Source organism: Pseudovibrio sp. Ad13 (genome assembly GCF_001623225.1).
Taxonomy (GTDB): domain Bacteria; phylum Pseudomonadota; class Alphaproteobacteria; order Rhizobiales; family Stappiaceae; genus Pseudovibrio.
In genome coordinates this window covers 274,348-289,668 of sequence record NZ_LMCC01000013.1, presented here as the reverse complement: position 1 = coordinate 289,668, position 15,321 = coordinate 274,348, and the positions used below count along the sequence as shown (strand labels likewise).

9 protein-coding genes are annotated in these 15,321 nt (G+C 51.6%); 1 reads left to right on the top strand and 8 read right to left on the bottom strand.

Features of this window, described 5'->3' with window-relative positions; translation table 11 throughout:
- The first annotated feature begins 9 nt into the window (after positions 1–9).
- Complete coding sequence (gene ptsG, locus PsAD13_RS14995; protein WP_057464597.1) at positions 10–1,719, top strand: PTS glucose transporter subunit IIBC; 1,710 nt, start codon at positions 10–12, stop codon at positions 1,717–1,719.
- 153 nt (positions 1,720–1,872) lie between these two features.
- On the opposite strand, the gene PsAD13_RS14990 is transcribed toward ptsG, so the two are convergent.
- The 8 genes from PsAD13_RS14990 to PsAD13_RS14955 all read right to left on the bottom strand — a co-directional run bounded on the left by PsAD13_RS14990 (position 1,873) and on the right by PsAD13_RS14955 (position 15,078).
- A complete protein-coding gene (locus PsAD13_RS14990; protein ID WP_063318661.1) occupies positions 1,873–7,056 on the bottom strand; it encodes a hypothetical protein in 5,184 nt (1,727 codons plus the stop codon).
- 346 nt (positions 7,057–7,402) lie between these two features.
- Positions 7,403–8,473 (bottom strand): Gfo/Idh/MocA family oxidoreductase, encoded by a 1,071-nt coding sequence (locus tag PsAD13_RS14985; protein ID WP_063318660.1) that lies wholly within the window; start codon positions 8,471–8,473, stop codon positions 7,403–7,405.
- Between the two features lie 15 nt (positions 8,474–8,488).
- On the bottom strand, positions 8,489–9,340 hold the full coding sequence (locus tag PsAD13_RS14980; RefSeq protein WP_084404726.1) for a sugar phosphate isomerase/epimerase: 852 nt from the start codon (positions 9,338–9,340) through the stop codon (positions 8,489–8,491).
- Between the two features lie 11 nt (positions 9,341–9,351).
- On the bottom strand, positions 9,352–10,776 hold the full coding sequence (locus PsAD13_RS14975; protein WP_063318659.1) for a CehA/McbA family metallohydrolase: 1,425 nt from the start codon (positions 10,774–10,776) through the stop codon (positions 9,352–9,354).
- Positions 10,769–11,869: an ABC transporter ATP-binding protein gene (locus tag PsAD13_RS14970; RefSeq protein ID WP_063318658.1), complete on the bottom strand. Its 1,101-nt coding sequence runs from the start codon at positions 11,867–11,869 to the stop codon at positions 10,769–10,771. Before PsAD13_RS14970 ends, PsAD13_RS14975 begins: the two co-directional genes overlap by 8 nt.
- Before the next feature lie 14 nt (positions 11,870–11,883).
- Entirely contained in the window at positions 11,884–12,714 is an 831-nt protein-coding gene (locus tag PsAD13_RS14965) for a carbohydrate ABC transporter permease (RefSeq protein ID WP_063291991.1), read from the bottom strand.
- Positions 12,714–13,622: a sugar ABC transporter permease gene (locus PsAD13_RS14960; protein WP_063318657.1), complete on the bottom strand. Its 909-nt coding sequence runs from the start codon at positions 13,620–13,622 to the stop codon at positions 12,714–12,716. The genes PsAD13_RS14965 and PsAD13_RS14960 overlap by 1 nt, the downstream gene beginning before the upstream one ends.
- A 100-nt stretch (positions 13,623–13,722) precedes the next feature.
- Positions 13,723–15,078 carry an extracellular solute-binding protein gene (locus tag PsAD13_RS14955; RefSeq protein WP_063318656.1) on the bottom strand — a complete coding sequence of 452 codons (1,356 nt, stop codon included), beginning with the start codon at positions 15,076–15,078 and terminating at the stop codon, positions 13,723–13,725.
- Between the last annotated feature and the right edge of the window lie 243 nt (positions 15,079–15,321).

The window sequence follows — 15,321 nt, the reverse complement described above, 5'->3', positions numbered from 1 at the left end:
GGAAAAACAATGAGTACATTCTCAAACGCATTTGGAGCCTTACAGAAGGTTGGTAAGTCCCTGATGCTGCCAGTGTCGGTTCTTCCAGCTGCTGGTATCCTTCTCGGCGTCGGCGCAGCTGACCTGCCGTTCATTCCGGAATTCATCAACCACCTGATGGCTCAGGCTGGTGGCTCGATCTTCGGTAACCTGCCAATCATCTTCGCAGTTGCCGTTGCACTCGGTTTTGCCAAAAACGATGGTGTTGCTGGCCTTGCAGCCGTGGTTGGTTACGGTGTTCTTCTTGCAACAATGGGCGTTGTTGCTGAGACACTTGCGATCGAAACCAAGCCGATCCTCGGGATCACCTCCATTGATACCGGCGTGTTCGGCGGCATCCTCGTGGGCGCGCTGGCTGCGTTCATGTTCAATAAGTTCTACCGCATCAAGTTACCAGATTATCTCGGTTTCTTCGCGGGTAAGCGCTTTGTGCCGATCATCACCGCGTTTGCCTGTATTTTCCTCGGTGTTATCCTGTCGTTCGTATGGCCTCCAATCGGTGGTGCCATCAACGCGTTCTCCCGTTGGGCAGCAGAAGAAAACCCAGAAGTTGCGTTCTTCATCTACGGTGTGATTGAGCGTGCGTTGATCCCATTCGGCCTGCACCACATCTGGAACGTTCCATTCTTCTTTGAAGCTGGTTCCTACATTGATCCGGCAACAGGTCAGGCCGTGACCGGCGAAATCCAGCGTTACCTTGCTGGTGACCCAACTGCTGGTAACATGGCTGGTGGCTACCTCTTCAAAATGTGGGGTCTGCCTGCTGCTGCACTGGCAATCTGGCACTGCGCGAAGCCTGAAAACCGCACCATGGTTGGCGGTATCATGATCTCAGCTGCGCTGACCTCCTTCCTGACCGGCATCACTGAACCAATCGAATTTGCGTTCCTGTTCGTTGCGCCAGTTCTTTACATCGCACACGCCATTCTGGCAGGTGTTGGCTACTCCCTGATGATCATGCTCGGCATCAAGCACGGCATGACCTTCTCACATGGTTTCATCGATTACGTTCTGCTTTATCCACTCTCCTCCAACGGCTGGATGTTGGTCGTGTTCGGTCTGGGTTACGCAGCTCTGTACTACGCTGTATTCCGTGTTCTCATTGTAGCCCTGAACCTGAAAACTCCAGGCCGCGAAGCTGCAACTGAAGCCTCCGCAGCTGTTGCTAGCGGCGATGAAGATGCAATGTCCGCAGCGCTTGTGAAAGCCTTCGGCGGTGCAGACAACATCACCAATCTGGATGCATGTATCACCCGTCTGCGTGTCAGCACTGCTGATGTTTCCAAGGTTGATGATGCAGCGTTGAAAGCACTCGGTGCTCGCGGTGTGATCCGCGTTGGTAATGGTGCTCAGGCCATCTTCGGAACGGCTTCTGAGAACTTGAAGACCGATATGGAGATCTACCTGCAAGGCGGCGGTGCCTCTGCACAACCTGCTGCCGAGCAAAGTCTCGATGCTGCAGCAATCTTTGGTCAGCTTGGCGGCAAGGATAACGTGGTAGCTGTTGAGGCTGTTGCAAATACCCGCGTACGCGTGGAACTGCGCGATATCGCCGGCGTGTCCATGCCAGAGCTGTCACAGGCTGGTATTCAGGTCATGAAAGCGGGAGACAAAGCGCTCCACCTCATCGTTGGCGACAAGTACACCAAACTCGCCAAGGATCTCTCTGCTCAGATTTAACTGACAGAGACATAAGGTGCCTTTGAAGGTTTACCCTCCTCCCGAACCTTCAGGGGCACCCACCACCAAAAGCAGCACTCCCCGCCCGGCGAGTGCTGCTTTTTTGTCCACCTTTCCCAATACAATGCTGACAACTAACAACGGCGCCTACTTTTACTTCTTGCGCTTCAGCAGATTCTTCAGTTTTGCGCGTCTGCTGGTGTGGCTGTTCAGGATTTTTTCCAGGTTGCCGACTTTTTCGCGCAGGGTGTCCATTTCGTATTTGACTTTGCGGATGTTTTTGTCGTTGAGCAAGCGTGCAACCTGATAATCAGATGCGCTCGCTTCGTTGCGGACCTTGTCAAACTCAGCCTGAGCCTTCGCGTCGCTAATCGTGTTGCGTTTCAGATTGAGCAGGATGAGTTTTTGGTCAATTTCTTTGATCTCTTTTTCATAGCCCGGCACAAGTTGCGAGGTTGCGAGACCTACGCGGTGCGCATCATGTAGAGTGTCCAAGACAACCTTGAGGTATTCGATGCTTTCATCGCCATCGTCTAATCTGGCATTCGTGAGGTGATCTTTTGCGGCGGCGGCGTGCTCTTCGGCTTTCTGGAGGATCATCCCGTAATACTCTGCTTCAGATGCATCCAGCAGGTCTTTAACATTTGCCTTGGCTGTTTCCAGAAGCTGGTCAGTGGACGCGATTGCCTCTTGAAGGTTGGCTTTTTGCTCTTCATCATCGGCTGGGCCGAAGCTGTCCTCACGTTCCAACTCCAGCTCTTCTGATGGCTTGAGTGTTTCTTCAGGTTGATCCTCTGATTTAGATTGCACCGAACCAGACCTGCGCTTAGGACCTTTCGTTCCCTGTTTGTCGAGAAGTTCCTCCATTTTATCAAGGTAGTATTGGAGTGTATTTAACGCTGCCTGAGCACGTCTGATCTCGCCTTTGAGGAGAAAGTCTTTTGCTTCAAAGGCCGTTCGGATACCGATGGTGTGATACTTACCGTAGTTTACTGCGTCGTCGGCATTCTGGATCGTGCTGCTCAGCTTATTGAGATCGTCCAGATCCGTTGTTACATCTTCAACTTCCTGTTCCAGCTCAGGAATTTTGTCTGCAATGGCTACACCGGAATCGTGCCTTGATTGCAGAGCTTCATTAACAACGCGCAGGGCAAATAGTTCAAACTCGGCTGTTTCGTAGTCTTCCTCATCCATCAACCTTTGAGCTGCTGCTGCGTGTTCAGCACCACGCACCTGCATTGCTCCGAAAACTTCCCGGTCCATGCCATCCTTGATGTCTTCTTTCATGGCCTCAAATTCTGCCAGACGCTCGTGGCTTTCCTTGATGACAGTGCCAAGTTTTTCCGGATCTTTTGCGAGCGGTACAGCCTCTTTGAGAAGCTGAAGCATCAGATTTTCCTGACTGATTATGTAATCGCCTTCCTTATCAGGACCGAAGCGATCATTCTTTTTGATGAGAGCAATGCCCCGATCAATGGCCTGCAGAGCTGAGCGTTCAGCATCATCAAAGGCGGCAGCAAGGTGTTTGATCTTCTCGAGTTCAGGGCGACGCTCTACGATCTTTGCAATGCGCCCTCGATAGACCTCAAAGCCTTCTGCAAAGCTTGCTTTGGTTTGAGCGTACAAATCAGCATAACTTTGTTGCTCATCTTGAACCACATCAACGGCTGCATCCGCCTGATGAAGAATGTCCAGTCCGTTAACGTAATCGTTTCGCTGCACAGCAGCTCTCAACTGCTCGATTAAACCCTTGGCTTCATTATATTTTACATCGAAATCAGAAAAATCGAGTCCCCATTCATCATAGGGGTTCAAGGATTCACTGACCATATCAATCTTGTTCTGAAAATACTCAACGCGTTGAGCCATACCTTTTAGTTTAGACGTCGCAATCTGTTTGCTTACATTATGGAGGCCATCCATCGCATTGAAGCAGTCTAGTGCTGATTTGAGCAAGCGCCGCATTTCTTCAATGACTTTTACATAGTCTGGGCGTTCTACAGAACGGGAAATATTGCGTGCCTCTTCCACTCTCTGCTTTAAGTCTTCGAATTGTTGATTGAACACCCCTTCAAAATCACCACGGCAGAACGAAATCCAGTCATTGTAAGAGGTTTGAGCGGTTTCTGAGAGCTTGTCAGCATCTGCCAAAATTTCATCTCTCTTTATTCTGAACACAGTGTTCTCAGCTTCGCTTTGAAGGAGTTCTTCCAGTTCTGCATTAGCGTTCGCGATACCTGCATCGGCGACGATGTCCCGCATCCCAGCTATGGCTTCTTCAACTTTTGAAAGCTCTTTTACAGCTGCTTTTCCTGCTTCTGCGCTCAAGAGATCTTTAGCGCTGTCAAGTCCCTCAAAGATCAAGGTTTCCACGTTGTCATATGCTGCCTTTAACTCAGGAAATTTAGCAACCAGACTCATCTGATTGGAAGCATCCATGTAGTCAGACTGAGCACGTGCGTATTGAAGGACAAGGTCAGTATGTTCCTGTTCTCTGATGCTCAAAGCCAGTTCTGCACTCTTGAGCAGTTCCTGGCGATGGACTTCAGCATTGTCAAGTGCGACCCGAGCTGTGGTAGTATCTTGATTTTCAATGGATATTTTCATCTCTGCAATATTGTCCATTGCTGTGAGGTAGGCATCATCGAAGGTGGAAAGATCGATATCCCATCCGCGCAGTTTTTCGTGAACCTTGTAGATCCCTTCGATAACTGAAAGGTAATATCTTGCGCCTTCTGAGAGACCAGACAGTTCTGACGTCAGGATTTGCTTGCTGACATCAAAGGCGTTTTCCATTTCACGGTATGCTTTTTTGGCTTCTGAGATTGGTACTCTTGCGCTTGCGAGGAACAGCTCCTGGTTTTCTCTCATTTTTGGACCGGGAGTTGTCATCTTGCCTGCGTTGAGTGCCCAGTCGGTAGCTTCACTGAGGCTGGAGTTTGCTTGTTCGAAGGCCGTTTGGAACCGTTGCAGGTAGTCCCCCTCACAGAAGCGTTCCCAAACTTTATGCCCCTCGTTAACCGCGGTTTTCATCTGTTTGATTTCGTCGAGCAGTAGCTTTAACTCACTGGCAAACAACACCAGATCTTTGTGATCCTGTTTTTCCGCCAGTTGCTCCTCAGTCAAGTTTTCCTCTACGATTTCCCATTCAGAGGCATCAAACTGCAGGCCTTCTGGCTGCATTGGTTTTGGTGGGTTGGTGAGGAAGCCGTTGAGGTTGGTCATGGCTTGCTTCAAGTCAGCAAGCGCACTCATGGCGTCGGTGATGCGGCTTTGATTGATATAATCGAGCGCTTCGTTTACGTAGTCTGCGGCCACCATCTTGTAGCTCAAGAATTCCCCGCGGAGTTCTTCATTTACGATAGCTTTAGCAACGTTTTCAAAGGATTGAACCCTTTCAGCTGCCTCTTTTACCTCCAACTTGAGCTCTTCAACCTTTGCTGCGGTTTGGGTACCTCGTTCGTAGGCTATTTCCAGACCGCTGAGTGCGATATTGGAATTATCGATTGCGTCGTCGGCTTCATCGTATTTCTTGCGTTTGAAGAGGATTTCGGCCTGATTGGCGTAGGTCGCCGCCCGTTCGTATAAATTATCGAAAATTGCAGCTTCTTCTTTGTCTTTAAAGACGTCATCGCGATCATTGAAGTAGACGATGTCCTCGCGCAGCTTATCCAGCGTTTGAGCGAACAACTCGGCATTTTCTTCCTTGGTGGCTGCGGTTTTGATCGTATTAAGGTATTGAAGTTTCTTCACTTCTCTCTGCAGGCCTGGTATGGCTGCCTGCCCATAAGCGATTTCCTGATTGGCCTCGCTCAGATTTTCTTTAGTGATGGCAGTTTCAGCCTGACTGATGTGATTTTCCACTTCACCAACAACTTCATCAAATCTCTCCAGATGTCGAATGTGTTTATCATCCGTGTTAGCGAGCATCACATACTCCTGACGGCGGGTGATCATTGGTGCCACTTGCCTTTGCAGGAGAGAAAGCTGTTCTGCTGCGATATCAATGGCAGACTGGGCTTCTATGGTGAGGCCGCGCATCGCAGACAGATCATGTTTGGCGCGTATAAGCTTGGTTTCTGCCGCTGTTACATCTCCTGACAGCAGATCATTTTGCGCTTCTGTAATGGCTGCGCGCGCAGACTTATCCGCATCTTTGAACTGCGGCAGAAGACCGCCGTTTCCTTTGATGAGATCTTCCTGAGTGAGCAGTTCATCCGCTTCCTTCGTCAGCTCAATTGCATCGCCTGCAAGCACCTTCAGTTCGCTTTGGTTGCCGCCCTCAATCTGAGACGTTTCTGATGAGGATGCCAGATTTTGCAGCATAACTTGCTGGAGCGCACTGAGGTGGGCCTCAGCGCTTTCAATGGCTTTCACAGCCTCAACACCCTTGCCAGCGGATGCAGAGGCAGAAGCTTGTTTGCAGTCCGCCAATACAGCATCGTGCTCTTTCTCAAAGTCGCCCAACACTTTGGGATCATTTTCAATTTCAGATTTGCGCGCACTGAGCTCGGCTGTTGCTGCTTCCGTAGCCTGAACCCTGTTTTCGACGTCTTTTTTCGCTGTTTCCGCCTGCGTTTGTGCTTTGGTCTGTACTTCTCTGAGGATTGCGAGATTGTTGGAAGCAGCGAGCATATTTTGCTTAGCCGTCGCGACGCTGCCGCCGTTCAGCGCCTTGTTCAGCTCTGTTAAGCTGTCACCGGTTTGGCCGTAAACATCATCCAGCCGTGACAGGTCGATACCCCAAGATTCTGCTGCTGAACGCTGCTTGTATATGTCATCTGTTTTCTTCTGAAGTTCGGCAGATAATCCCTTCATGCCTTCAAGGCTGATCTCCTGACCTTCCTTGAAGTTGGTTTGCATGATCCGGAGGTATTCTTCTCCGCGATCCATGAAGGGCTGCATTTTATCGAGATCGACGAAGCCTTTCTTGTTCGGCTTGTTCATGATCTCATTGGCTTGCCTGATGTTGGCTTCGGCCAGCTGTTTAGCGTCATCGAGCACCTTTTTCGTGACGTCTTCAATGAACACATGGCGTCGCTTGCCTGCTATATGTACTGCTTTAGCAAGTGACTTTAAGTTTCTGCTTGCTTTAGATAATTCTTTTTGATGAAGTGCTTTTTGTGCAGCAATATCTTTTAGATCGGACTGCTCTGGAGCGGCCTCTGGCGGTGTTTCCTGAGCTTCGGAGACCGCTACTTTTTCATGCTCGTTTTCAACATCTGATACCTGTTCGTCCTCCGCTACATCAAACTCGACACTGTATCCGACTTTGATTGCTTTCAGGACTTCATGTGCCCAGTTCTCGTGCTCTTGAGGGAGGTTATTCTCAGGCATTTGGAAACTCCGAAGTTCGGTGAAACTGCTGTTTCGCACTCTATTCGCGTTACGCATAATTATGCGTTGTCGCACTTCGGATATGGGAAAATTCAAGTCTTTCGCTGAACAATGCGTTGCGGATACTTGATTAAGTTAATGTAAGTTTAGATGCAGCCTGAATCTGTATTTGAGGCAAGATTTAAATACGCAATTTGGAGTGCTTTACACGCAGTAAGCAAAGCGATAAGTGGCTTTGCGTTGGTTTGCGTTGAAATGTGGGCACACAGACGCCTGTATGAGCTAGCATTCCTGATAATATGAATCAGAAATGCTAAATAACACGTTGTTATACAACACTATTTATCTAGTTCTTATTCAAGAATTTTTGCCCGACATCGGCAAACAAGGCTAAGTCGTTTGCTGCGTCGGTTAGCGTTGTTTCGTAAAACTCTCCATCCACTATGGCTTTATAGAAGGCGTCCAACTCAATCCGGAACGGGTCTTCATAGGACGGGCCAATCACCTCTTTGGTGGTCTGCTCATCGGTTGAACGAGTGATACTAAGTTGTGTCGGTAGATTACGAATGTACGGCGTATCATAGGTCACATGGTACCGCTCCGTCTGGGTCAAAACTTCGATGCCTGCATCGAATTCAGCAATGTCAGAGATGACAGCTTCGTACAGCGCGGTGAAGTGACCATAATCAAACAGGACCATCACTGTTTCCCCACCATGCTGTTTGGCATAGCTCACCGCCTTTGGCATGCCGAGCAGATCACGCATGGCGGAGAAGCTGTGTGAGGACAGCCCCGTCAGGACCTGATAGGCGCGCAACTGATCTTCGCTGGCGTTCTCCCCCATGATCTCACGAAGCATGGCTGTGGTGCGCTGCTGGCCTTCTTTGATGATCTCCTGCGGGACATCGCTACCGCGTACAACGGGGCGGGTCTGGCGGGTGAAGTATGGCGCTTCGCGGATGATATCACGGATGCGGACATGGCGGATGTTTGCCAGATCCGGCATCCGGTCCTTCAAAGCGAGGAAGCTGCGGGAATATCTGCGCATGTAGCCAACGAACACCACGCTGCTGCTGTTCTTTTGCGCTTCCAACAACGGTGGGATCTGGTGTTTGTTGAGGCAAACCGGCTTTTCGATGAAGACATGCTTGCCGGCTTTCATCGCCTCTGACAGAAGGTCCGCGTGCAAGTGATCCGGTGTCAGAATGAAGATTGCATCCAGCGAGCGGTCCGCAATCAGGTCTGAGGCTGCAGCATACCGCTTTGCGACGCCGTAGCGGTCGCTGATGTACTCCATAAGCTCGTTAGAGACATCGCTGATGGCCGAGATGGTAAAGCGGGCATCATCTGCAAGAAGTGGCAGGTGCATCAACTGAGCGACTTCGCCCAAGCCGATAATTCCGACGGACAGTGACATTGTTCTTCCTCAGACTTAAGCGAGTTTTGCAATAAAGGAGAAGTTGCGACGGGCGAGGTCCAGAGGTGTTTCACTTGCGTTTTCAGCAATATCTTGCTCAACAACAACCGGTCCCCGGAAGTCCCTTGCCCGCAGAACGTCCATAACCGCCGCAATATCAACGGCTCCGTCTGCAAGTGGGCACATGACCCCTGCAGCCAGAGACGCAGGAACGCTGAGTTCGCCAGACAGAACGCGCGTGCGTACAGCTGGATCAACGTTTTTCAGATGCATGTAATCAATGCGATCCCATTTGCGCTGCATATACGCCAGTGGGTCCTGACCCCAGAACGCATGGTGGCCTGTATCAAGACACAGATTGAGCGGCGTGTTTTGCAGCAGATCGTCGATCTGGTCTTCCAGCTCAACGCATGTGCCGATGTGGGGGTGGAAACTCAGCGCAACGCCATAGACTTCAGCAAGCATTGCATGGGCCTTTGTGAGGTCCTCATACATTTGTTCGCGTGCGGCCTGTGTCATCACACCGAGCTTATCTGGCGAGTAAACGTTGCTTTCATCCATCACCACCAGATGCTTAGCGCCAAGGGATGACAGGAGTTGACCTTGTGCCTGCATGTCTTCATGGAACCGGGCGCTGGTTTCCGGCTGGGAGAACGTGTGCACATGGGTTGCGCCGATCAGGGTGAGATCATGCCTCGTCAGCATGGCTTTGAGCACCTCTGTCTCCTTTGGCAGGTACCCAAGCGGGCCAAGCTCAGTCCCCTGGTAACCTGCGCTTGCTACTTGAGCCAGATACTCCTTTGGCGCGTATGCGTTGCCTGTTGGATAACAGACGCCCCATGAACACGGTGCATTCCCGATCAACATGCCGTGCTGTCCTATTCCGTTACTATGTATATTGGATTGGAAAGAGCCCGGATAATGGGCTGTTCCAGTATGTCTGCTTCAGTGAGCCCCAAAGGAAGCTTTTTGCCTTTGAACGCCCCTAAAAATTCTCCAAGCTGCTCGGTGTGGTTTTCACGCGCAACGATCTCAGTTCGCAGGAATCCTGTAGCTGGCTGGTTGAAGGAGATCTGCTGTTCATCATTGATGAGAACATCTTCTTTCCGCAAGCCGGATGCATCCACCCAGCGCAACACATCCCCTTTGGCGCCTTTGACGTGCACGGAGAAACTTGCGGTACCTGTTGGCACTTTATCCCCCATGCGCACCAAACCGGAGGTGAGCGACAGGTGCGGGCCGTCTGGCCCTTCGGTCACATAGCCGAGCCCTGCTTTCATGGCGTTCAGAACAGCTTGCTCGCTGAGTTCATCCAGCCAGAGCACTGTCGTCGGGCGAGCCAGCACAAGCGGGCCTTCCGGTAACAGGTGGTCGGGTTGATGGTAGTCGCTGCCACCGATCAGGGAAATCTGATGCCCTTCACTGAGGCGCTTTTGATAGCGTGCCAGTGACACCCAGTTGTACATGAGCCATGCAGATTGCCAGACCTCCATACAGTCGGTCTCTGGCAGCTCGTAGGTCCAGTCAATCGGCGGTTTGTCGTGATTGATGGAGAACAGGCCGCCGCGATCATGAGCCGCTTTGGCGACGATGTGGGCGTGATCTGGCCTGGTCATGCGGAAGTCGAGCCAGTCATCAATGCCGAAGACATTGGCGTGACCGACTGCGGTTGTGACTTCCATGCCCCTTACGAAGACCAGATCCTGTGAAGAATGCGGGTGGAAATATCTGCGCTGGGTGGTGGTGTTGTGGTCTGCGATTGCCAGAAAATCCAGCCCTGCCTGTTTTGCAGCGGCGTGGAGTAACTCCGGTGCACCACGCGCATCGGAGTGGAAGGTATGGCAGTGCAGATCTCCCTTGTACCACCCTGCCCCTTGGCGCACCGGATTTGGTGTGACGGGCTGCGGCGCAAGCTTTCTGGGTGCCTGATCAAAGGAGATGGTGAGGTCAACATCTGCGCCATTTTCCGGCACTTTATAAAGGCCCAGGATGATCTGCCATGTGCCCGGCTTGATCTGGCCGTGGACATAGCCCGGAGTGGCATCATCCAGTGCGATGAAGAAGCTGTCGCGGGCGCCCCCGCTCCAGCCACGAAACCCCGAGACTGCCGGAAACGGCGTGATCTCGGGATCAAGGCATCCAAGATCGATGATACAATCCTTGGCCTTGGGGTAGTTCAGCGACACGTCAAAGCGTGTCGTTCCTTCCGGCACCTCAAATTCCAGATAGAAGTACGGATCTTTGAGCTGATCCGCCTTCGTGATGTGGTGCTGCAATTTGAGGTGGTCCAGAGTGTCACTCATTGTCCAATGCCAATCTGTTTCCGTCTGCATCAAACAAGGAGATATGCTGGCTGGAAAAGCCGAGTGCTACATCTTCTGACAGGATGATGTCGTCATCCGTGAAAATGCGGGCGGTGAAACGGGCAGCATCTGGACGCTCGATGGTGACGAGCTTTTCCGCGCCCATGTTTTCATTGGCAAACAGTTTGCCGCGCACCACGTTTTCTTCTTCAGCTGTTGCCCGCAGATGTTCCGGGCGGACCCCCAGCGTGATGTTGGGGTTGATGGCAACGGCTTCTGCAAAGGACTTTTGTATCGGCAAGGCCACAACTTCCAGACCGTCAGCTTTCACCTTCAGGCTGTTGTCTTCCACCATCGCTTCCACTGGCAACAGGTTCATGGGCGGGTTGCCGACGAAGTTTGCCACGAAGGTGGTGGCTGGTTTGCGGTAGATTTCCATTGGGGTTGCGAACTGAACGATCCGGCCCTGATCCATGACCGCAACGCGGGTGGCGAGCGCCATGGCTTCGGCCTGATCGTGCGTGACGTAAACCGAGGTCATGCCCATGCTGTGCTGCAAATGGTGCAGGAAGCCGCGCGCTTCCAAACGCAGCTTGGCATCCAGGTTGGAGAGCGGCTCATCAAACAAGTAGACCTGACTGGGGTTCACCAGTGCACGGGCAAGTGACGTGCGCTGTTGCTGGCCGCCAGAGATTTGCGCTGGCAAACGGTCCAGCAAATGGCCGATCTTCAGAACATCCGCCACTTCCTGCGCACGCTCGCCGCGGGTGGCTTCATTCTCACCGCGTACCTTCAACGGATAAGAGATGTTCTGGCTGATGTTCATGTGCGGGTAGAGCGCATAATCCTGAAACACCATGGATATTTTGCGGTCGCGCGGATGCAGACCGGTTACATCTTTATCACCGATATAGATGCGCCCACTGGTTGGCGTTTCCAGCCCGGCGATCATGCGCAAGCTGGTGGTTTTTCCGCAGCCGGACGGTCCCAACAGGCAGATGAACTCGCCGTCGTTGATCTCAAAGCTGGCATTGGAGACTGCATTAAAATCGCCGAAAGACTTGGTGACGTTTTGAAAGGAGATAGAAGCCATTTTTGTTCTTCCGATTATGCTTTAATGCCGCCGAAGAACCGGAAACCAAACTTCCAGTTTACGAACAGATAGAGAGAGATGACAGGGAACGAGTAGATCAGCGCATAGGCTGCAAGCAGCGTGACGATTGGCGTTCCGGCTTCTGAATAGAAGGAGTAGATGGCCACAGAAGCAGGCATCAACTCGTCAGAGCGCAGCAGAATGAACGGGATCAGGAAGCTGCCCCAGATATTGACGAACGCCCAGACCACGACGACCACGATCCCCGGACGGATGACTGGCAGTGCCACATCCCGGAAGGCCTGCATGGAGGACGCTCCAGCGACCATGGCGCTTTCCTCATAGGACTTTGGAATGCCGTCGATAAAGTCGCGCAGGATGAACATGGCTGTTGGCAGCAGACCGCCAGCGAAGACGAGGATTACAGCGACATGGGTGTCGATGAGGCCGAGCTTGGAGACGATCAGGAAGATTGGAACCATCGCCGCACTGCCGGACACCACGGAGGAGAAAAGCAGCAACAAGTATGTGATGCTTTTTTTGCCGGGAATGTCAGAGCGTGACAGAGCATAGGCTGCCAAAGTTGCAGCAAACCCGACAAGAACCACGCCGCCAATGCTTTGGATGAACGAGTTCAGCAATCCGCGCATTGCAAAGGTGTTTTCAAAGACGGTGAAGAAGTTCTTCAGCGTAAACGGGCTTGGAATTTCCAGTCCGAGTTCTGCCCGCGCGTTGAAGGGAGCGAACAGGAACCAGATCAAAGGCAAGGCAAAGCAGATGCCGATCAGGGCTGCAAGAACAGAGAAGCTGATACGAGACAGAATTTGCTGGAATGAGAGGGTCATTATTCCGCTCCCTTATGTTTCTGTTTTGCGATGCGCAGATAGAACAGAGCAAAGGCAAGGTTGATCAACATGATGACCACGCCAACGGCGGCCCCTTTGCCAAACTCAAAGTCTTTAAAGGCGACGCGATACGTGTAGATGGACAGCAGCTCGGTGCGGTACGACGGGCCGCCTTGTGTCAGCAGGAACGGGGTAAACACGTTGAACGTCCACATGGTGATGAGGATCAGATCTGTCACCACGTGCCCTTTGATGAGCGGCAAGGCGATGTCTTTGAATTTTTGGAAAGACGTCGCGCCAGCAACATCAGCTGCCTGAAAATAGCTTGGCGGAAGAGAGGCAAACGCGGAGTTGAACAGCATCATGGAGAACGCTGCACCGCGCCAGGTGTTGAAGAACACGATCACCCAGAACGGATTGTCCAGCAACCAGTCTCCCGGCTCCAGCCCGAGTGCTGTTGTCAGCATATTCAAGGTGCCGTTGTCGTAATCAAGGAAGGCGAACCAGGCGAAACCGATTACGACTTCTGGCAGAATCCAAGCCACGATGACGGCAGATTCAGAGAAGAGCTTCACGTATTTGGGAGTTGATTGCAGCAACCAAGCGAGGATCATGCCCAGCAGTGCCTGCCCGATAAGAGCGGAGAGCAGCACAAACTGAATTGTAAGAATGAGCGAGAACCCAAACTGGCCTCGTGTGAAGAACGTTTCCATGTTGAACAAGGCGACGTAATTATCAAACCCGACAAACTCGGGGTTGAGAGCTGTTTTACCAAGCAGAGTTCTGTTGGTGAAGGAGACAAAGATCACCCAGAAGAAGGGGACGATCACAAATGCGCCGACAAGAGCCGCAGCGGGCGAGAAAAACAGCGTTCCCGCGCGCACAGACAACAAAGAGAAGTTCTTCAAAATACACCTTCCCAAGAAGGGAGATTACTGGATCGAAAGATCAGGGAGAGGATAAGGGCGCGCAACAGGAGCGCGCCCTGCCCCGGAGTTGGGGTAAGCCTTATTTGCTTACGGTGTTTCCTTCACCAACAATGGCGGTGACGTCAGACTTGTACTGCGCCATGGCCTGTTCTGGTGTCTGCTCGCCGGAGACAACTGCTTCTGTCATACGCTGAACTGCAACAGACACTTTGTTGTAGTAGGCGTTGTTTGGGCGGGCTGTGGTCAGTGGCAGAAGTGTCTGAGAGGTTTCTGTCAGGAAGTCAGAGTTTGGAATCCAGACATCATCACGAATACGAACGCGCGGGTTGATCGCCTGGAATGCATCCAGCTGCTCTTTGGAGTTCATGTAGGACAACAGTGCCCAGGACTCTTTTGGAGCTTTGGAGTTTGGATTGATCACAAAACCCGTACCACCGGACATGGTCACGAAGTCCTGACCGCGGAAGCCTTTGCCTGGCTCCTGAGCAGGCATCTTCTTCCAGGTCATGTTGACGTCACGGTCTTTGACTTCAAATTCAGCGCCCGGCTTGGTGACTGAGCGGTAGAACCAGTCGCCTTCAACCAGCATTGCTGTTTTACCATCGCGGAAGTTTGCGAATGTGCGGTTGCGGCCATCACCAAGCAGCTGAGCGCGTTTGTCGCCAAGCTTTTCATCAACGTAGATGGTCTTATAAAGGTTCAGCGTATCGAGAATACCTTGTGAGGAAACGATCCACTTGCCGTTCTCATCCAGCATGCCTTCACCGGTGCCCAGAATGGCCATCCAGTAGCCCTGCATGGTGGTTGCTTCGCCCATGGAAACACCCGCATTCAACTGAAGCGGAGCGGATTTAGGCATTGCTTTTTTGATGGTGCGCGCTGCATCCAGAACGTCTTTCCAGGATGTTGGCTGCCATGTGTCAGCGTCAATACCTGCCTGTGCGAAGATGTCTTTGCGCACAAAGATCATGCGGCTGTCAGTGCCAAGCGCGATACCATAGACTTTGCCGCCGTAGGACATCAGCTCTTTGGAGCCATCAGAAATGTGAGACCAGCCTTCCCACTGGTTCACCTCTGCGCCAGCAACCTCTTCTAATGGCTTCAGCAGACCGGCGTCTACGAAGTTTGGAATAAGGAAGCCGTCGAACGATGATACGTCCGCGCCTGCGCCGGTTGAAAAGTCCAGAGCAAGCTGCTGTGTCAGCTGCTCGTCTTTTCCGGCAAACTCTTTAAAAATTACTTTTACGTCTTTGCCTGTGGCTTTCATCATGGTTTCAAAACCAGGAATGACGCTTGTTTTCAGCCAGACAGCAGCTGCACTGTTCACGCCGCCTTCCACACAACGGCAAGTGATGGTGACGTCCGTTGCCATTGCTGGCCCGGCCAATGCTGTGGCAGCTGCAAGACCCAATGCATAACTACGCAATTTACTCATCTAAATTATCCCCCCAGGGCATCCTGTGTTGGTGTGCCTTGTCACTAATCTTGAGAAATCGATCAGTGAATTTAAAATGAACACGTTTTCATTATTCGTCAACACTCAAGAGAAAATCAAGAGGATTCTAAAATATTACGCCAGCAAATATTTTACAGAAACGGCACAAAACTGTCATATTTTCGTCGTGCATAAAGAATGTTCGATTGACATCCTAGGGTTATATACGGCATTAATAGTGAA